The 18,029-nt window shown below is 72.5% G+C and carries 14 protein-coding genes; 5 read left to right on the top strand and 9 right to left on the bottom strand.

Translation table 11 applies throughout. The features are described from left to right. Nucleotides 1-40: 40 nt before the first annotated feature. Complete coding sequence (gene ppc, locus ABZ404_RS28870) at nt 41-2,770, bottom strand: phosphoenolpyruvate carboxylase (RefSeq protein ID WP_358834658.1); 2,730 nt, start codon at nt 2,768-2,770, stop codon at nt 41-43. A gap of 228 nt (nt 2,771-2,998) precedes the next feature. Between ppc and ABZ404_RS28865 the strand changes: the two genes are divergently transcribed. The 3 genes from ABZ404_RS28865 to ABZ404_RS28855 all read left to right on the top strand — a co-directional run bounded on the left by ABZ404_RS28865 (nt 2,999) and on the right by ABZ404_RS28855 (nt 6,694). Then, entirely contained in the window at nt 2,999-4,027 is a 1,029-nt protein-coding gene (locus ABZ404_RS28865) for a fatty acid desaturase (protein ID WP_358834657.1), read from the top strand. After that, complete coding sequence (locus ABZ404_RS28860) at nt 4,024-4,725, top strand: TetR/AcrR family transcriptional regulator (RefSeq protein ID WP_358834656.1); 702 nt, start codon at nt 4,024-4,026, stop codon at nt 4,723-4,725. The genes ABZ404_RS28865 and ABZ404_RS28860 overlap by 4 nt, the downstream gene beginning before the upstream one ends. A gap of 277 nt (nt 4,726-5,002) precedes the next feature. Next, nucleotides 5,003-6,694, top strand: a complete 1,692-nt coding sequence (locus tag ABZ404_RS28855) for a VCBS repeat-containing protein (RefSeq protein WP_358834655.1) — start codon at nt 5,003-5,005, stop codon at nt 6,692-6,694. Between the two features lie 109 nt (nt 6,695-6,803). On the opposite strand, the gene ABZ404_RS28850 is transcribed toward ABZ404_RS28855, so the two are convergent. After that, entirely contained in the window at nt 6,804-7,805 is a 1,002-nt protein-coding gene (locus ABZ404_RS28850; RefSeq protein WP_358991051.1) for a methyltransferase domain-containing protein, read from the bottom strand. Between the two features lie 131 nt (nt 7,806-7,936). On the opposite strand from ABZ404_RS28850, the gene ABZ404_RS28845 reads away from it, so the two are divergent. Beyond that, nucleotides 7,937-8,434 carry a MarR family transcriptional regulator gene (locus ABZ404_RS28845; RefSeq protein ID WP_358835919.1) on the top strand — a complete coding sequence of 166 codons (498 nt, stop codon included), beginning with the start codon at nt 7,937-7,939 and terminating at the stop codon, nt 8,432-8,434. On the opposite strand, the gene ABZ404_RS28840 is transcribed toward ABZ404_RS28845, so the two are convergent. Further along, on the bottom strand, nt 8,393-9,172 hold the full coding sequence (locus ABZ404_RS28840) for a response regulator transcription factor (RefSeq protein WP_358835920.1): 780 nt from the start codon (nt 9,170-9,172) through the stop codon (nt 8,393-8,395). The genes ABZ404_RS28845 and ABZ404_RS28840 overlap by 42 nt on opposite strands. Nucleotides 9,173-9,401: 229 nt before the next feature. Between ABZ404_RS28840 and ABZ404_RS28835 the strand changes: the two genes are divergently transcribed. Beyond that, complete coding sequence (locus ABZ404_RS28835; RefSeq protein WP_358835921.1) at nt 9,402-9,845, top strand: GNAT family N-acetyltransferase; 444 nt, start codon at nt 9,402-9,404, stop codon at nt 9,843-9,845. 70 nt (nt 9,846-9,915) lie between these two features. Here ABZ404_RS28835 and galK read toward each other — a convergent pair whose 3' ends face one another. The 6 genes from galK to ABZ404_RS28805 form a co-directional block, all read right to left on the bottom strand. After that, nucleotides 9,916-11,061 (bottom strand): galactokinase, encoded by a 1,146-nt coding sequence (galK, locus tag ABZ404_RS28830; protein WP_358835922.1) that lies wholly within the window; start codon nt 11,059-11,061, stop codon nt 9,916-9,918. Then, on the bottom strand, nt 11,054-12,034 hold the full coding sequence (galE, locus tag ABZ404_RS28825; protein ID WP_358835923.1) for a UDP-glucose 4-epimerase GalE: 981 nt from the start codon (nt 12,032-12,034) through the stop codon (nt 11,054-11,056). Before galE ends, galK begins: the two co-directional genes overlap by 8 nt. Continuing rightward, complete coding sequence (galT, locus tag ABZ404_RS28820; RefSeq protein ID WP_358835924.1) at nt 12,031-13,080, bottom strand: galactose-1-phosphate uridylyltransferase; 1,050 nt, start codon at nt 13,078-13,080, stop codon at nt 12,031-12,033. The genes galE and galT overlap by 4 nt, the downstream gene beginning before the upstream one ends. Nucleotides 13,081-13,294: 214 nt before the next feature. Then, nucleotides 13,295-13,969 carry a LuxR C-terminal-related transcriptional regulator gene (locus ABZ404_RS28815; protein WP_358835925.1) on the bottom strand — a complete coding sequence of 225 codons (675 nt, stop codon included), beginning with the start codon at nt 13,967-13,969 and terminating at the stop codon, nt 13,295-13,297. A 268-nt stretch (nt 13,970-14,237) separates the two neighbouring features. After that, on the bottom strand, nt 14,238-16,046 hold the full coding sequence (locus ABZ404_RS28810; RefSeq protein WP_358835926.1) for a PQQ-binding-like beta-propeller repeat protein: 1,809 nt from the start codon (nt 16,044-16,046) through the stop codon (nt 14,238-14,240). A 49-nt stretch (nt 16,047-16,095) separates the two neighbouring features. Further along, nucleotides 16,096-17,901 (bottom strand): PQQ-binding-like beta-propeller repeat protein, encoded by a 1,806-nt coding sequence (locus ABZ404_RS28805; protein WP_358835927.1) that lies wholly within the window; start codon nt 17,899-17,901, stop codon nt 16,096-16,098. Nucleotides 17,902-18,029: the final 128 nt, after the last annotated feature.

Here is an 18,029-nt window from a genome sequence, read left to right as displayed (position 1 = left end):
CGGACGGCCGCCGGGGCTCTCGCGTGTGCGCGTGCGAAGGTCAGCCGGTGTTGCGCAGGCCCGCCGCGACACCGTTGACGGTCAGCAGCAGCGCCCGCGCGAGCAGCGGGTCGGGGTCCTCGCCGCGCTCGGCCTCGGCGCGCTGGCGCGCCAGCAGGGACACCTGGAGGTAGGAGATCGGGTCCAGGTAGGCGTCGCGGATGGCGAAGGTCTGCTGGAGCACGGGGTGCGAGCCGAGCAGCTCGTCGCCGCCGGTGATGCGCAGGACCTCGCTGACGGTGAGGGCGTGCTCGGCCTCGATCGTGGCGAAGACGTGCTTGAGCTCGTCGGGCACCAGGGTGTCCACGTAGTGGCGGGCGATCCGCAGATCGGTCTTGGCGAGCGTCATCTCCACGTTGGAGACGAAGTTCCGGAAGAAGTGCCACTGCTCGTGCATCTCGTCCAGGACGGTGTCCAGACCGGCCTCGCGCAGCGCCCGCAGACCCGAGCCCACACCGAACCAGCCGGGGACGATCTGCCGCGACTGGGTCCAGCCGAACACCCACGGGATCGCCCGCAGCCCGTCCAGGCCCGCGCCGGAGTCCGGGCGGCGCGAGGGACGCGAGCCCAGGTGCAGCTCGGCGAGCTGGTCGACGGGGGTGGAGGCGAAGAAGTACGCGGGCAGGTCCGGGTCCTCGACCAGCTTGCGGTAGGCCGCGTGGGCGGCGTCCGAGACCGTGTCCATCGCCGCGTCCCAGCGGGCCAGCGCCTCGTCGGACTGGCGCGGGGCGGTGTGCAGGGCGGACGCCTGGAGGGTGGCCGCGACCGTCAGCTCCAGGTTCTCGCGGGCGAGCGAGGGGATGAGGTACTTGTCGGAGATGACCTCGCCCTGCTCGGTCACCTTGATCTCGCCCTCCAGGGTGCCCCAGGGCTGCGCGAGGATCGCGTCGTGCGAGGGGCCGCCGCCGCGGCCGACGGTGCCGCCGCGGCCGTGGAAGAGCCGCAGCCGCACGCCGTAGCGGTGGGCCACGTCGCGCAGCCTGCGCTGGGCGCGGTGGATCTCCCACTGCGAGGTGGTGATGCCGCCGAACTTGGAGGAGTCGGAGTAGCCGAGCATGACCTCCTGGACGTCGCCGCGGAGCGAGACCAGGCGCCGGTAGGAGGGGTCGGCCAGCATCTCGTCGAGGATGACGTCGGCGGCGCGCAGCTCGTCGGTGGTCTCCAGGAGCGGCACGATGCCGATCTTCGCCCAGCCGGCGTGCAGATCGACGAGTCCGGCCTCGCGGGCGAGGACGGCGGCGGCGAAGACGTCGTCGGCGCCCTGGCACATCGAGATGATGTACGACTCGATGACCTCGGGGCCGAACCGCTCGAAGGCCTCCTTGATCGTGCCGAAGACGCCGAGGGTCTTCTGTCCGGCCTCGTCCAGCGGCGCCGGCGTGGGGGCCAGCGGGCGCCGGGAGCGGAGCTCCTTGGCGAGCAGCTTCTGGCGGTATTCGCGCGGCATGTCCGCGTACCGCCAGGACTCCTCGCCCAGGCGGTCGAAGAGCTGGCCGAGCGCGTGGTGGTGGGCGTCGGCGTGCTCGCGTACGTCCATGGTGGCGAGCTGGAGGCCGAAGGCGGCGAGGGTGCGGATGGTGCGGTCCATCCGGCCGTCCGCGAACAGCTCGCCGCGGTGGGCCCGCAGCGACGTCTGGATGAGGGTGAGGTCCGCCAGGAGCTCGGAGGTGCCCAGGTAGTCGCGGCCGGGCCGGTGCGGGGTGCCCTTGGCGAGCCGCTCCTTGGTGTTGACGAGCTTCTGGCGTACGCAGGTGGCCTTGAGCCGGTAGGGCTCCTCGGCGTTGAGCCGCTTGTAGCGGGGGCTGATCTCCGGGAGCGCCTCCAGGTCGGCCTGGAGGGAGGCGAGGAGCTCCTCGGTGGCGCCCGCGTAGCGGATCGAGTTGGAGAGCAGACCGCGCAGGTAGTCGATCACTTCGAGCGCGTCGTTGATGCCGTGCTCGTGCTGGAGGATCAGCACGTCCCAGGTGACCTGCGGGGTCACGTTGGGGTTGCCGTCGCGGTCGCCGCCGATCCAGGTGCCGAAGGTGAGCGGGCGGGTGCCGGCGGGCAGCTCGACGCCGACGCGGGCGAGCTCGGCCGCCAGGTCCTCCAGGACGTCGCCGACGGCGCCGGCGTGCAGCTCGTCCAGGTAGTAGATGGCGTTGCGGGCCTCGTCGGCGGGCTCGGGGCGCACCACGCGCAGCTCGTCGGTCTGCCAGATGAGGTCGATGTTCTCGGCGAGCCGCAGGTCGACGCGGCGCCGGTCGGCCTCGGTGACCGGGGTCTCCAGGAGCGCGGCGATGCGGCGCAGCTTGTTGAGGACCGAGCGGCGGGCCGCCTCGGTGGGGTGCGCGGTGAAGACCGGGCGCACGTTCAGGTTCTTGACCGTCTCGCGCAGGTGCTCGGGGTCGGCGTCCTTGAGCATGTCGGCGGTGCGGGCGAGCAGCCCGCCCTCGGTGGCCCGGTGGGCGCGCAGCTCGCGGCCGCGGTGCACCTGCTCGGTGACGTTGGCCAGGTGGAAGTAGGTGGAGAAGGCCCGGACGAGCTTGGCGGCGGTCTCCACCTCGGTGCCGCCGAGCAGCTCGGCGGCGGCCTCGCCGTCCGTACGGGTGAGGGCGCGTACGCGCTCGACGAGCTCCAGGAGCTCGGGGCCCTCCTGGCGGACGAGCGCCTCGCCCAGGAGATCACCCAGTCGGCGGATGTCGGCGCGAAGCTCGGGGCTGGCGGCGTGGGTCTGGTCGGCACTGCTCACAGGTGCGGCTCCTTGCAGTGTTTGAGCACGTCTGGAGGGGTACTGGAGGCTTGCGGACCGCGCTGTCCGACGAGACCCAGGATAGGTGTCCATACGTGCGACGCGGTCCACTGCCCTCTTGTGCCCACTTGTACGGCGGCGGGGCACTGCCATACTTACGTCGCCGTAGGTTACGGATCCGTAGCCAGGGCCTCTCGTCTCTTCACTCACCCCACGGGGGGATCCCCAATGACCACAAGCCCCGACCTCATCGATCCGGCCACCGAGCCGCCGGGTCCCTCCGCGACGCGCGGGGGCGAGAGCAAACGGTCCGTGGAACAGATCGCACTGCTGCTCTTCATCGTCGTCCCGTTCGTGGCGCTGCTCGCCGCGGTGCCTCTGGCCTGGGGCTGGGGCGTGAGCTGGCTGGACCTCGGCCTGATGGTGTTCATGTACTACCTGGGCTGCCACGGCGTCACCATCGGTTTCCACCGCTACTTCACGCACGGCTCGTTCAAGGCCAAGCGCCCCTTGCGCATCGCGCTCGCGGTGGCCGGTTCCATGGCGGTCGAGGGGCCGCTGGTGCGCTGGGTGGCCGACCACCGCAAGCACCACAAGTTCTCCGACGCGGACGGCGATCCGCACTCTCCGTGGCGGTTCGGCGAGACGCTGCCCGCGCTGATGAAGGGCCTGTGGTGGGCCCACATCGCGTGGATGTTCAACGAGGAGCAGACCTCGCAGGAGAAGTACGCGCCGGATCTGCTCAAGGACCCGGCGATCCGCCGGATCTCGCGCGACTTCGTGTACTGGACGATCCTCTCCCTGGCGATTCCGCCGATCGTGGGCGGTCTGGTGACGATGTCGTGGTGGGGCGCGTTCACCGCGTTCTTCTGGGGCTCGCTGGTGCGGGTCGCGCTGCTGCACCACGTGACGTGGTCGATCAACTCCATCTGCCACGCGGTGGGCAAGCGCCCGTTCAAGTCCCGTGACCGCTCCGGGAACGTGTGGTGGCTGGCGGTCCTGTCGTGCGGCGAGTCCTGGCACAACCTGCACCACGCCGACCCGACCTCGGCCCGGCACGGTGTGATGCGCGGCCAGATCGACTCCAGCGCGCGGATCATCCGCTGGTGCGAGCAGCTGGGCTGGGCGTACGACGTGCGCTGGCCCACCGAGGACCGCCTCGACGCCAAGCGCAGCGAGCCCGGCGCCCCCTCCCGGCGGGCCGAGAAGGCCCACGAGGAGAGCGCCCGTAAGGACAGGGCCACCGAGGCGGCATGATGGAGGACGTGGCGACCGACTCCAGCACCACCCGCGCGACCAGCAGTAACGGCTCGGCGGGCACCGAACGACCCCGGCGGACCCGACGTACCCGGATGACGGGCGCGGAGCGCCGGGAGCAGTTGCTGGACATCGGCCGCACGCTCTTCGCCGAGAAGGGCTTCGAAGGCACCTCGGTGGAGGAGATCGCGGCGAAGGCCGGCGTCTCCAAGCCGGTGGTGTACGAGCACTTCGGCGGCAAGGAGGGGCTGTACGCGGTGGTGGTCGACCGGGAGATGCGCTCGCTCCTGGACGGGGTGACGGGTGCGCTGACGGCCGGGCACCCGCGCGAGCTCCTGGAGCAGGCGGCGTTCGCGCTGCTCGACTACATCGAGAAGTACACGGACGGGTTCCGCATCCTGGTGCGGGACTCGCCCGTGGCGCAGTCGACGGGCACCTTCGCCTCGCTGATCTCCGACATCGCGACCCAGGTCGAGGACATCCTGGGCCTGGAGTTCAAGGCCCGCGGCTTCGACCCGAAGCTCGCCCCGCTGTACGCGCAGGCGCTGGTCGGAATGGTCGCGCTGACCGGGCAGTGGTGGCTGGACGCGCGCAAGCCGAAGAAGGCGGAGGTCGCCGCGCACCTGGTGAACCTGGCGTGGCACGGCCTGGACGGGCTGGAGCAGAAGCCCCGGCTGATAGGGCACCGCAGAAGCTGAGCGGGCGGAGCATAAAGATCTCGAATGGGCCGCGAGTTCTCTCGCGGCCCATTTTCCTCTTCAACCACACGAGTATCGGCTGTAGGCTTCACGCACATTCCCGGGGGGGATTCGAGCATTCCTTCGTGAGCGGCCCTGCGCGCCTCGACGCACCTCTCGACGCGCCGCGTGCGGGCCCCGCGAGGACTGTTCCCGCGTACGTGCGCTTTTCCGTGTGTTCCGCGCCGCATTCCTCCCGGTTCCACCCGCATATTCCCTGGGGGGAATTTTGTCTTCTGTGCGCACCTCGCGCCCGGGCCGTCTCGCGGCCTGCACCGCCCTCGCGCTCTCGGCCGGCATGCTCCTTTCCGGTACGGCCTCGGCCGACGAGGCGCCGAAGGCGCCGCACACGGCCGTGAAGCCGGCCGGGCCCCGCCTCACCACGCTGCCGTCGCTGTCGCTGCCGCAGCACGCCAAGCGGTCCGCCGCCGCCGCGGCCACCCCGCTCAAGCCCCGTCTGGACCTCGACAAGGACGGCTCGGGCGACCTGCTCTACCGGGCGATCAACGGCAAGACCTACATGGAGACGGGCAAGCTGAGCCAGGAGTTCGCCAACTCCTTCGGCGCGTACAAGGACCTGGTCGCCCCGGGCGACCTGGACGGCGACGGCTCCCCCGAGCTGCTGACCGTCTCCCCCACCGGGACCCTGTCGCTGTACGCGGGCGCGGGCACCGGCGGCGCGTCGTACGCCACCTGGACCGGCCAGGGCTGGAACGCGTACAACAAGCTCTTCGCCCCCGGTGACGTCAACGGCGACGGCAAGTACGACCTGCTGGCCCGCACGCCCGGCGGCGAGCTGTACCTGTACCTGGGCAACGGCAGCGCCACCGGCGACCCGTTCGCCTCCAAGGTCAGGGTCGGCGGCGGCTGGCAGGCCTACGACCAGCTGGTCGGCGCCAACGACATGAACGGCGACGGCGTCGGTGACGTCCTGGGCCGCACCCCCGGCGGCGACCTGTACTTCTACGCGGGCACCGGCAGCGCCGCCGACCCGCTGAAGTCGCGCGTGCGGGTCGGCGGCGGCTGGGACTCGTACAACCAGATCGTGCCCCTGGACGACACCGACAACGACGGTCTCGCCGACATCGCCACGCGCAGCCCCGGCGGCAGGCTCTACCTGTACCTCGCCGACGGCAAGGGCAACTTCAAGGACCGCATCACCGGCGGCCCGCAGTGGAACAGCTCCGTGGTGTTCGCCTCGCAGGGCGGCACCCCCGCGTACGGCAAGGGCGACCTGATGGGCCGGGACGCCAAGGGCACGCTGTACTACTACTACTCCCTGAACAACGGCACGCTGAGCGCCCGCCAGCAGGTGAGCGGCGAGGGCGGCTGGCTCGGCGCCCGCATGGGCTACGCGTCGTCCCTGGACGCCGACAACGACCCCGAGCTGTTCGAGGTCTACGAGAACAACCTGTACGCCGACAACGCCTACATCAGCGGCGGCTGGGGCGGCTACAACCTGGTCGTGGGCCCCGGCGACCTCAACAACGACGGCAAGGGCGACCTGCTCACCCGTGACGGCTCCGGCACCCTGTGGCTCCAGCGCGGCAACGGCGAGGCCACCGGTTTCGCCTCCCGCCTGAAGGTCGGCGGCGGCTGGAACGCGTACAACCGGATCGTCGGCGCGGGCGACCTCACCGGGGACGGCCTGACCGACATCGTCGCGCGCACCGGCGACGGCAAGCTGTACCTGTACGCGGGCACCGGCTCCTCCGCGTCCCCGTTCCGCGCGCGCGTCTACGTCGGCCCCGGCTGGCAGCAGTTCCGGAACATCGCGGCCCCCGGCGACCTCGACGGGGACGGCCGGACGGACCTGATCGCCACCAACTCCCGCGGCGAGGCGTTCCGTTACAGCTCCAACGGCTACGGCGGCTTCAAGTCCCGCGTGAAGCTGGGCGACGGCTGGAACACCTACAACGACCTGTTCTAGGAGTCCCGCCTCCGGTTCCCCGCGTCCCCGAGGGGGCGCGGGGAACCGGCGTTTGCGGGCGGCTACCCGGGCTCCGGGACCTCCGGCCGGCCGCCCGGGGCGGCGGACGTCAGCGGTCCTTCCTGCGGGCGACCGCGAAGATCCGGCGGAAGGGGAAGACCGTGCCGTGCGGGCCCGGCGGGTAGGCCCGGCGCAGCAGGTCGCGGTATTCGGCGAGGAAGGCCTCGGTGGCCTCCTCGTCGTCGGCGAGGGCGGTCAGGGCCGGGCGCAGGGCGGTGCCCTTGACCCAGTCCAGGACCGGGTCCTCGCCCGGCAGCAGCTGGGAGTACGTCGTCTCCCACACGTCCGCCTCGCAGCCCAGGCCGGTCAGGCGCAGCAGGTACTCGGCGGGGCTGAGGATGTGCACGTACCGGCGCCCGTGCTCACCGAGGCGTCCGCGCCAGCGCGGCGACTCGCAGAGATCGCCGAGCAGGGCGTGGCTGGGCGAGGTGAAGTTGCCGGGGACCTGGAAGGCGAGGGTGCCGCCGGGGGTGAGGCCCTCGATCCAGCAGGCGAAGGACTCGGGGTGGTTGGGGACCCACTGGAGGGCCGCGTTGGAGACGATCAGGTCGTACGGCTCCTCGGGGGTCCAGTGGGCGAGGTCGGCCGGGCGGAAGTCCAGCCAGCCGCCGCCCGGGGTGGTGCCCGCGTGGTCCTTGTCGGCCTGGGCGAGCATCTCGGGCGAGAGGTCGAAGCCGGTGACGCGGGCGTCGGGCCAGCGGTCGGCGAGCAGCGCGGTGACGTTGCCCGGGCCGCAGCCGAGGTCCGCGATCCGGACGGGCGGACGGGTGCCGGGCGCCGGGAGCGCGCCGGGGGTGCGCTGGGCGCCCACGCGGGGGGCGGCGGGCCCGCCGGCGACGGCCGTGTCGGCGGCGGCCGCGCCGGCGGAGCCCGGCAGCGCCGGGATCCTCGTGAGCAGGTCGAGGAACGGGCGGGTGCGGTGGCCGGAATGGTGCAGGTACTGCTGCGGATCCCAGACGGGAGCGGGCAGCGGGGCGGACGTCCGTGGGGACGCCCCGGTGGACTCCCGGGTCGGCGTCTCTACGGACTCCGGGACGAAATCGGAATGCATGTTCGAGCCCCCTTGCAGGTGCGGCTGACCGAAACGGAACAGGGTCCCGGGCCCTCCATGCCCAATGGTGGGGCTTTATATATCTTGACGTCAAGAGACTTCACGTCGACAGACCCTCTACACTGATCGACATGGAGGACGAGGTCGACCGACTGGTCTCAGCATGGCGCCGCGAGCGCCCGGACCTCGACGTGGAGCCCCTGGAGGTGCTCAGCCGCGTCAGCAGGCTGGCGCGCCACCTCGACCGGGCGCGCAGACTCGCCTTCTCCGAGCACCAGCTGGAGCCCTGGGAGTTCGACGTCCTGACGTCGCTGCGGCGCGCGGGCGCGCCCTACCAGCTCTCCCCCGGGCAGCTGCTCACCCAGACGCTGGTCACCTCGGGCACCATGACCAACCGGATCGACCGCCTCGCCAAGAAGGGCCTGGTCGAGCGGCTCCCGGACCCCAGCGACCGGCGCGGGGTGCTGGTGCGCCTGACCCCCGAGGGGCGCGACCGGGCGGACCAGGCACTGGCCGGGCTCCTGGAGCAGGAGCGGGCGATCCTGGCCCAGCTGTCGCGCACCCAGCGGGGGGAACTCGCGGCGCTGCTACGCCAGTTGACCGCCCCGTTCGACAACGTCCCCGGCTAGGTCGGCCGGGCCGACCCCGGCCCGGCGCGCCAGGGCGACGGCGGCGAGGGTGGAGTGCACCCCGAGCTTGCCCAGCACGTTCTGCATGTGCGTACGGACCGTGTGCGGGGAGAGGAAGAGGCGTTCGGCGACGGCCTTGCGGCCGAGTCCCGCGACCATGCAGCGCAGCACCTCCCGCTCGCGCGGGGTCAGCGACTCCACCAGCCGCTCGCTCTCGGTGCGGTGCTTGCGGGCGGCGGTGAGCTCGCGCAGGACGCCGGTGAGCAGCGCGGGCGGCAGATGCGTCTCGTCCCGCAGCACCCCTCTGATCACCGCGAGCAGTCGCTGGAGCGAACAGTCCTTGGCCACCCAGCCGGACGCCCCCGCCTGGAGGGCGAGCGCGGCGCGGCGCGGGTCGTCCTTCTCGGCGAGCACCACCGTCCGTACGGCGGGCTGGCCCGAGCGGACCCCGGCGACCAGCGAGATGCCGTCCACCAGGCCGTCGGCGCCGCCGCCGTCCGGCACGGCCCGGGCGACCGGCGCCCCGGCGAGCGCGCCGAGGTCGGCGTCGACGAGCATCACGTCGAAGCGGCGGCCCTCGGAGGCCCCGCGCTCCAGACAGCGCAGCGCCGCCGGGCCGCTGCCGGCGGCCGCGACGTCGACGTCGGGCTCGGCCGCCAGCGCGGCGGCCAGCGACTCCGCGAAGATTCGGTGGTCATCCACCACGAGAACCCGGATACGAACCACAGACACCCCCATGCGTCGGGGAACGGACCGGTCGGGGCACGGCGCCCGGAAGGGATCAGAGCGCAGTCGCGCGGCCGCCGCCGTGGACTGACCGATACCCCACCCCGGGCGTCGTACCCGACTGTCTCGCCCCCTGATCAACACCGGCCCCCACCGGTGCTGTGCTTCAGAGTAGGGCCGTGGGCCGGGAGCGGAAGGCAATTTGCAGAACTGATTGACCGGGTTGTTTAGGGTGTGACGCATGTTTCGTTTTGAGACGGAAGTGGACAAGGCGCGACGCATTCTGCTGGGTCAGCGACTCAAGGACACCAATACGGAACGCTCTTCGGCGCTGCGGGCCCTGCGCGGCACCCCGCACGAGAAGGAACGCCCGCTCCACGTCTGGGCGGTGGACGGCAGGGGCGACCTGGCGGGCGGTCTCACCGGCCGCGTCTGGGCCGCCTGGCTCATGGTGGACCTGCTGTGGGTGGACCCCGCCCACCGGGGCACGGGCCTGGGCGCCGAACTCCTCGCCCGCGCCGAGGAGTCGGCCCGCAACGACCACTCCTGCGCCCACGCGCGCGTGGAGACGTGGGACTTCCAGGCGCCGGGGTTCTATCGCCGGCAGGGGTACGAGGTGGTGGGCGAGGTGCCCGACTATCCGCCGGGCGTCACGGAGTTCATCCTCACCAAGCGGCTCCGATAGCCGCGCCACCACCCGCCGGTCGCGTACGTCCCCAGTCGGCCGCCGCGAGCCGGGGCGCGCCCCCTCCTCGTCAGCTCCTGCGGCGCGCCCCCGCCGACGGGAGCGCCTCGAAGACCCGGGGCGCGGTGTACCCGGCCGCCGCGAAGGCCTCCTCGACCGCCTTGGTGACCGTGCCGGCCTCGGCCGCCTCGGCGAGGACGACCGCGGACCCGCCGAAGCCGCCGCCCGTCATCCGCGCGCCCAGCGCCCCGGCCGCCACCGACGCGGCCACGACCAGGTCCAACTCGGCGCAGGAGACCCGCAGGTCGTCGCGGAGCGAGGCGTGTCCCTCGGTGAGGACCGGGCCGACCGCGCGCGGATCGCCCGCCGCCAGGTGCGCCGCGACCCGCTCCACCCGCTCGTTGTCGCTCACCACATGGCGTACGCACCGGCGGACGGTTTCGGAGTCGATCCTGGCCAGCGCGGCGTCGAGGCGCGCGTACGGAATCTCGCGCAGGGTCCGCACTCCGAGCGCCCGCGCACCCGCCTCGCAGGCGGCGCGCCGAGCGGCGTACGCGCCGTCTCCGAGCGCGTGCTTCACCCGGGTGTCGACGACGAGGAGCGCCAGTCCGTGCGCGGCGAGGTCGAAGGGGACCTGACGCAGCGAGAGGTCCCTGGTGTCGAGGTGGAGCGCATGGCCCTCGACGCAGCAGGCGGACGCGGTCTGGTCCATGATCCCGCAGGGGACGCCCACGAAGGCGTTCTCGGCGCGCTGGGCGATCCGCGCCAGGTCGGCCCGGCCGAGCCCCAGTCCGTACAGGTCGTTCAGGGCGAGGGCGGTGACGACCTCCAGGGCCGCCGACGAGGAGAGTCCCGCGCCGGTCGGCACCGTGGAGGAGAGGTGGATGTCGGCCCCGGTGACCGGGTGGCCCGCCTCGCGCAGCGCCCAGACCACCCCCGCCGGGTACGCGGCCCAGCCGCCGCCCCCCAGGGGCTCCAGGGCGTCCGCGTCGAGCTGGACGACCCCGCCGTCCACGTCGGCCGAGTGCAGCCTGAGCACCCCGTCGGTGCGCCGCGAGACCGCCGCGACGGCCGTGTGCGGCAGCGCCAGCGGCATCACGAAGCCGTCGTTGAAGTCCGTGTACTCCCCGATCAGGTTGACCCGCCCCGGCGCCTCCCAGACCCCCTCGGGCTCCGTGCCGTACAGCGCGCGGAACCGCTCCGCCACCTCAGTCATCGACGCCCTCCAGGCCCTTGAGCCGCCGGGCGAAGTCCCAGGCGTCCGCGACGATGTGGGCCAGGTCCGCGCGGGAGGGCTGCCAGCCGAGCCGCTCGTGGGCGCGGGCGGCGGAGGCCACCAGGACCGCCGGGTCGCCCGGCCGCCGCCCGGCCGTGACCTCCGGCACCGGATGCCCGGTGACCTTCCGTACGGTCTCGACGACCTCGCGGACGGAGAAGCCGTTGCCGTTGCCGAGGTTGCAGATCAGGTGCTCGCCCGGGGAGGCCGCCGCCAGCGCGAGCAGATGCGCCTCGGCGAGGTCGGCGACATGGATGTAGTCGCGCACACAGGTGCCGTCCGGCGTCGGGTAGTCGTCGCCGAACACCGAGATCGACTCCCGCTCGCCGAGGGCGACCTGGAGCAGCAGCGGGATCAGGTGCGACTCGGGGTCGTGGCGCTCGCCCGAGCTGCCGTAGGCCCCGGCCACGTTGAAGTACCGCAGCGAGACGGCCGCGAGGCCGTGGGCGGCGGCCTCCCCGCTGATCATGTGGTCGACGGCGAGCTTGGAGGCGCCGTAGGGGCTGGTGGGGGCGGTGGGGTCGGCCTCGGTGAGCAGCGCGGAGGCCGGTTCGCCGTAGGTGGCGGCGGTGGAGGAGAACACCAGCGTGCGCACGCCCGCGGTCCGCATGGCGTCCAGCAGGGCCATGGTGCCGCCGACGTTGTTCGACCAGTACTTCTCCGGGTGCGCCACCGACTCCCCGACCTGGGAGAACGCCGCGAAGTGCAGCACGGCGTCATAGGAGGCGTCGAGCCGGCGGGACGCCTCCTGGACGCGGCCCTCGACGAAGTCCGCGCCCTCGGGGACGGCCTCCCGGAAGCCCGTCGAGAGGTCGTCGAGGACGGTCACCGCGTGACCGGCCTCCAGCAGATGGCGCGCCACCACGCTGCCGACATAGCCGGCGCCGCCGGTGACCAGGTACTTCCCGCTCATGTGCTCGCTACCTCTCGCAGTCGCCGGGCCGCGGCCTCCGGCGGCACGTCGTTGATGAACACGCTCATGCCCGACTCCGAACCCGCGAGGAACTTCAGCTTGCCGGAAGTACGGCGGACGGTGAAAAGCTCCAGGTGCAGGGCGAAGTCCCGCCGGTCGGCGGAGCCGGAGAACGGGGCCTGGTGCCAGGCCGAGATGTACGGGGTGGGCGGTTCCGCCTCCCCGAAGATCCGGTCGAAGCGCCGCAGGAGTTCCAGATAGACCCGGGGGAACTCGGTGCGCGCCGCCTCCCCCAGCTCCCGCAGGTCGGGGACGCGGACGCGCGGATAGAGGTGCACCTCGTACGGCCAGTGCGCGGCGTACGGCACGAAGGCGACCCAGTGCTCGGCCTCCAGGACGACCCGGGCGCCCTCGGCGAGCTCGCGCGCCACCAGGTCGTCGAAGAGGTTGCGCCCGCCGGTGCGCTCGCGGTGCTCGGCCAGCGAGCGGAGCATCAGGGCGGTGCGGGGGGTGGTGAAGGGGTAGCCGTAGATCTGGCCGTGCGGGTGGCCGAGGGTGACGCCGATCTCGGCGCCCCGGTTCTCGAAGCAGAACACCTGCTCCACCTGCGGGAGTTCGGCGAGCTCCGCGGTCCGGTCGGTCCAGGCCTCCAGGACCAGCGCGGCCTGCTCCTCGGTGAGGTCGGCGAAGGAGGCGTCGTGGTCGGGGGTGAAGCAGACGACCTCGCAGCGGCCGGAGTCCCCGGCGAGGGAGGGGAAGCGGTTCTCGAAGACGGCCACGTCGTACCCGGCGGCCGGGATCTCGCTGTGCCGTCCGTCGCGCGAGGGGCACAGCGGGCAGTCGTCGGCGGGCGGGTGGTAGGTGCGGCCCTGGCGGTGGGAGGCGATGGCCACCGCGTCGCCGAGCAGGGGGTCGCGGCGGATCTCGGAGGCCGTGGAGACGGGATCGAGCGGCCGGGTGTCGGTCTCGTCCCGTACGACGTCGTCCCGCAAGTCGTAGTAGAGCAGCTCGCGGCCGTCGGCGAGCCGGGTCGACGTCTTCTTCACCTGCACCTCCACCTTCAAACAGAACCAAACATAAAGAACCACGAGCCAACACCATCAGTCAATGGGCGCGACGAAGACGGACCCTTTCGGCGCGGCCCACGGCCCGCGCGGACCGGCCCGGACACGGCTGTGGGCGCGACCGCCACGCGGTCGCGCCCACAACGTCCACGGCACCTGCGGCGCCTGTAGTGCCTACGGAGAAGAGCCCCCCGGATCAGCCCGCCGGGGGCACCGCCCGGTCGAGCAGCCCGGTGCGGGCGGCCAGCGCGGCCGCCTCCAGACGGGAGCCGACGCCCAGCTTCATGAGGACCCGCTGGACATGGGTGCGCGCGGTGGAGGGGGCGATGCCCATGCCCGCCGCGATCAGCCGGGTGTCCTCCCCGTCCGCGACCCTGACCAGCACCTCGATCTCGCGCGGGGTGAGCATCTGGAGCAGCCGCTGGCCCTCGTCGTCCGGCTGCGCGGCCGGGTTGAGCAGCTCCGCGAAGGCCCCCTGGAGCAGCTGCGGCGCCACCGCCGCCTCCCCCGCGCGCGCCTTGACCATGGCGCGCTCCACGCCTTCGATGCGCTCGTCGTGCCGTACGTACCCGGAAGCGCCCGCGGCGAAGGCGGCGGCGATCCCGCGCGGGCTCGGGACCGGCCCGAGCACCACCACGGCCACCTGCGGCCGCTCGCGCTTGATCCTGACGATCGGGTCGAACACCCCCGGCTCGGCGGGCGCGGCCGTACCGAGCAGACACACCTCCGGCGCCCGCGCCACCACCAGCTCGGCCGCCCCGGCGACCGGGGCCGCGGCGGCGAGCACCCGGTGCCCGCGGAGCTTGAGTGCCGAGGCGAGCGCCTCCGCGAGCAGGCGGTGGTCGTCGACCACCATGAGCCGCACGCCCATCGAGCAACCCCCCATCCCCCGGGGCACGTTGCCAACTGCCCTGGCCCGGCCCTCCCTGCCCCGGCAAGCTACACGCTTGTTCGACGTCGCGCGCCCCCTACCGGTGAGAAGACGCCCGGATTGCCGAAATCCCCGGCATTCAGGACTACTTGGCGAAGGAGTGTGTCCGCGCAGGTGAACGCGGCGGCCCCGGCCGCGGAGGGTGCTCCGCGGCCGGGGCCGCCGTGGTGGAGAAGTTGACGCCGCGCGCGAGGCCGGCGCCGCCGCCTCAGCCGGTGCCGAGGCCGATCAGCAGGTACTTCGTCTCGCTGGTCACCGTGCTCGGCTTCATGACCGAGGTGGCCGACATGAAGAGCTTGCCCTGGTTGTAGCGGATCTCGCCGTACTCGGGACCGAACTGCGAGAGCGCGCTGCGCACCGAGGTGTCCGCCGGGTTCTCCAGCAGGACCGTCTGCTTGAAGCTGCCGCCGTCGATGCTCACGATCTGGCTGCCCTTGTCGTACGGGGGCTTCTTGAACGCGATGACGTTGTTGCCGTCCATCCGCAGCGGGTACAGCGAGGAGCCGTCGCCCGCGTCGGCCTTGCCGGGCACGGGCTGCCCGGTGGCCAGGTCGAACGCCATGATCTCGTTGGTGCGGCCGGAGTAGCCGCTGCCGCCCGCGCCGTCGTGCTGCTCGGTCGGGACGTACAGCTTGCCGCCGCCCGCCGCGACCGAGGTGCACTTCTCCACGTCGGTGGAGTCGCAGTCGGCGGCGTACTTGTCGCCCGGCGCCGGGATGCGGGCCAGCAGCTTGCCGGTCTTGTCGTCGATGGAGAAGAAGTCCGAGATCCCGCTGCCGTCGCCCGCGGTGTCACCGACGTCGGCGGCCACCACCAGCGGCTTGGACGAGACGATGTGCGCGTACTGGACACCGGCCGGCATCTTGTACGAGGACAGCGGCGCGCCCGTCTTCGGGTTCAGCGGCTGGACGGTGACCGTGGGGTTGTCGTAGTCACCGCACTTGCGGACCGCGACCAGCGCCTCACCGCCGCCGTAACCGGCGTCCTTGCACTGGTCGGTGGTGACCTTCGGCTGCCACAACAGCTTGCCGGTGGCCAGGTCCCAGGCGGAGCCGCCGGAGGTGCCACCGGTGGCGACCGTGCCGGCGCCGATGGTGACCTCCTCGTACATGGTCTTGCGGTCGCCCTCCTTGACGGAGTTCGTCCAGGCCAGCTTGCCGGTGGTCAGGTCGAGCACGGCGACCTCGGTGCAGCGCGCGTACTTCTCGCCGGAGGCCTTGGGGCCCTCGTAGACGATCGCCGTCTTGCTGTCGGAGGTGATGTGCCGGGTGGCCGCGCAGACCGCGCCGGGCAGCGGGGTCTTCCACAGCTGGGTGCCCTTGGCGGGGTCGTAGCCGACGACCTCGTTGACGCCCGACTTGGCGTACACCTTGTCGGTCAGCCAGGAGCCGTCGACGTGGACCAGGTCGCTCACCTTGGGCTGCGGCACCTGGAAGAGCACCTTGGAGGTGACGTTGGCGGGGGGCTGCTCCTTGCCGCCGCCCCCGGTCGAGCCGCCCTCCTTGCCGCCGTTGGCGCCCTGCGTGGAGCCGGACTTGGACTCGTCCTTCTTGTCGCCGTCCTTGCTCTTGGCGTACCAGAGGCCGCCGCCGACGATCAGCGCGACCGCGACGACCGCCGAGATGATGATCGTCGTCTGGGCGCTGGGCTTCCTGCCGCCGCCGGGGCCGCCCGGGGCGCCCTGCGGCGCCATGGGCTGGGCGGGAGGCTGGCCCGGATAGCCGTAGCCCTGCTGCGGCTGGCCCGGGTAGCCGTAGCCCGGCTGGCCGGGGGGCGGGGTCTGCGGATAGCCGTACGCGGACGGCTGCCCGGGCGCGGGGGCCTGCGGGTAGCCGTACGCCGGGGCCGCGGGGGCCGTCGGCGGCTGGGCCGGCGGCGCGGGCGGCATCGCCGGGGGCGGCGGCGTGGGGGCGCCGAAACCGCCCGCCGGGGGCTCCTGCGGGGCGCCGAACCCCGGGACCGGGGGCTGCGGCGGCTCGCCCGGCGGCTGTTGGGGCGGCTGGGGAGGCTGGCTCATGACGTACGTACCTCTGCGGAAGGGAAGGGGACGGAAGCGGGCGCGTTCATCAGTTGCCGAACCCCATCAGGGCCTTCTCCTTGGTGTCGCCCTTGGGGCTGGAGACGCGGCCGTTGAGGATGAAGAGCCGGCCGTCGCGGTAGGCCACGTGCTTGGAGAAGAAGCCGTTCTCGATGGAGGCGGTGGACGCCGGGTTCTGGAGCACGATCTTCGGCTGGCCCGCGCCGGCCACCTCCGCGACCGCGCCGCCCTGCTCGGTGGTGGGCGCGATGTAGGCGAGGACCTTGCCGTTCTCGGCGTTCAGCGGCAGCATCGTGCGGTCGCTGCCCGCGCTCGAACGCCACTTCTCTTTGCCGGTGTTGAGGTCGAACGCCACGACCGCGTTGGTGCGCCCGAAGGTGTCGCCGGAGCTGCGCTTGGGCTCGGTCGGCAGATACAGCGTGTTGGCGTCGGCGGCGGCGCCCAGGCAGCCCTGGAGGTCACGGTCCATGATCGCCCAGCCGCACTCCGGCTGGAAGCTGTCCTTGCTGACCAGCTCGGAGCGGAGCGAACCGTCGGGCTTGTACGTCGAGATGTTGTACTGCTTCTTGTCCTTGTTGGTCACGTAGACCACCAGCGGGTCGACCGAGAAGACCCGGGCGACCTTCCAGCCCTTGGGGAACTGCTTGGTCCACTTGGGCTTGCCGGTGGTGGCGTCCAGCTCCTGGATCTGGTCGACCGCGAGCGTGTCGCCGCCGACCGTGCAGCTGCCCGCGGCGATCAGCCGGGAGCCGCCCGCGAAGGCGTCCGCACGGCAGTTGCCGTTGCGCTCCTGGCCGAAGATCTTCTTGCCGTCGAGGACCGAGAACCCGCTGACGCCGCCCATCCGGGCCACCGCCACGGTGTTGCCGCTGATCGCCAGGTCGAAGCTGGTCATGATGTCGAAGGCGTTCTCCGACGGGACCGCCACCTTCCAGCCCGCCTTGCCGGCCGCGAGGTCGACCTGCTGGAGCTGGTTGCACTTGGCGTTCTTGGTGTTGTTCTCCTGCACACCGAGGACGATCTTGCCGTCGGCGGTGGTCTGGTGCGGCGCTCCGCACAGCGGGGCGCTCAGCGGCACGCTCCACTTCTGCTTGCCGTCCGTCACCGAATAGCCGGTGACTTCCTTGTACATCGCCTTGACGACGGTGTCCCCGATCACCCAGGGGCCGGACTGCTCGGCGCCGTTCTGGGTCAGCTGGGTGGCGTTCTCCTGGAGCCAGACCTTCGCCTCGCCGTCCTTGCGGCCCGCGTTGAGGTCGTCGTTCCCGGTGCGGCCGTCGCCCTTGCCGTCACCCTTGCCGTCGCCCTGGTCGGTCGTGGGCGAGCCGCTGGGCTGCGCGCTCTGGCTCGCCTTCGCCTCGGACTTCTTGTCGCCGTCCCCGCCCTTGGTGGCGAAGTACACGCCGCCGCCGACCACGAGCAGACCGGCCACGGCCGCCGCCACGATCACGGCGGGCTTGCCCTTGAAGGGGTTGCGTCCCCCGCCCGGCGGCTCCGGCATCGGGGCGCCCGGGTACTGGGGCTGCGTCGGGTAACCGCCGTACGGGCCCGCCTGCTGGCCGTAGGGGCCGGGCTGCTGGCCGTACGGACCGGGCTGGCCGCCGGGCGCCTGCGGGTAGCCGTAGCCGGGCTGCGTCGGGGGCTGCGGGTAGCCGTAGCCGGGAGCCGGGGCGGGGCCGCCCTGCGGCGGGGCGGGCGGCATCGCGGGCGGCGGGCCCGCGGGCGGCGGCGGCGTCTGCGGCGGCTGGGCGGGCGGGGTGGGCGTCCCGGCGGGCGGGTTGCTGGGTGCCCCGAAGCCCCCCTGCGGCGGCTGCTGGCTGGGCGGCTGGGTCACAGCGTGTCTCCCCCTTCGTGCGGACCGCTGCCCGAACGGACTCCCCCGCGTTTCCGGAGCGGAATCGGACATGGTCCCGCACAGTTTGCGTCAGTCGAGCGGGGCTTCTTTGTATCACCCGAACCCCC

Source organism: Streptomyces sp. NPDC005878 (assembly GCF_040629815.1).
Lineage (GTDB): Bacteria > Actinomycetota > Actinomycetes > Streptomycetales > Streptomycetaceae > Streptomyces.
Note: the sequence above shows the minus strand (reverse complement) of the source record. Positions and strands in the feature narration are given on the sequence as shown.

Excerpts from the sequence above, each read along its gene's own strand:
- ABZ404_RS28865 (WP_358834657.1), top strand. The coding sequence starts at position 2,999 with ATGACCACAAGCCCCGACCTCATCGATCCGGCCACCGAGCCGCCGGGT.
- ABZ404_RS28860 (WP_358834656.1), top strand. The coding sequence starts at position 4,024 with ATGATGGAGGACGTGGCGACCGACTCCAGCACCACCCGCGCGACCAGC.
- ABZ404_RS28850 (WP_358991051.1), bottom strand. The coding sequence starts at position 7,805 with ATGCATTCCGATTTCGTCCCGGAGTCCGTAGAGACGCCGACCCGGGAG.
- ABZ404_RS28845 (WP_358835919.1), top strand. The coding sequence starts at position 7,937 with ATGGAGGACGAGGTCGACCGACTGGTCTCAGCATGGCGCCGCGAGCGC.
- ABZ404_RS28840 (WP_358835920.1), bottom strand. The coding sequence starts at position 9,172 with ATGGGGGTGTCTGTGGTTCGTATCCGGGTTCTCGTGGTGGATGACCAC.
- ABZ404_RS28835 (WP_358835921.1), top strand. The coding sequence starts at position 9,402 with ATGTTTCGTTTTGAGACGGAAGTGGACAAGGCGCGACGCATTCTGCTG.
- galK (WP_358835922.1), bottom strand. The coding sequence starts at position 11,061 with ATGACTGAGGTGGCGGAGCGGTTCCGCGCGCTGTACGGCACGGAGCCC.
- galE (WP_358835923.1), bottom strand. The coding sequence starts at position 12,034 with ATGAGCGGGAAGTACCTGGTCACCGGCGGCGCCGGCTATGTCGGCAGC.
- ABZ404_RS28815 (WP_358835925.1), bottom strand. The coding sequence starts at position 13,969 with ATGGGCGTGCGGCTCATGGTGGTCGACGACCACCGCCTGCTCGCGGAG.
- ABZ404_RS28810 (WP_358835926.1), bottom strand. The coding sequence starts at position 16,046 with ATGAGCCAGCCTCCCCAGCCGCCCCAACAGCCGCCGGGCGAGCCGCCG.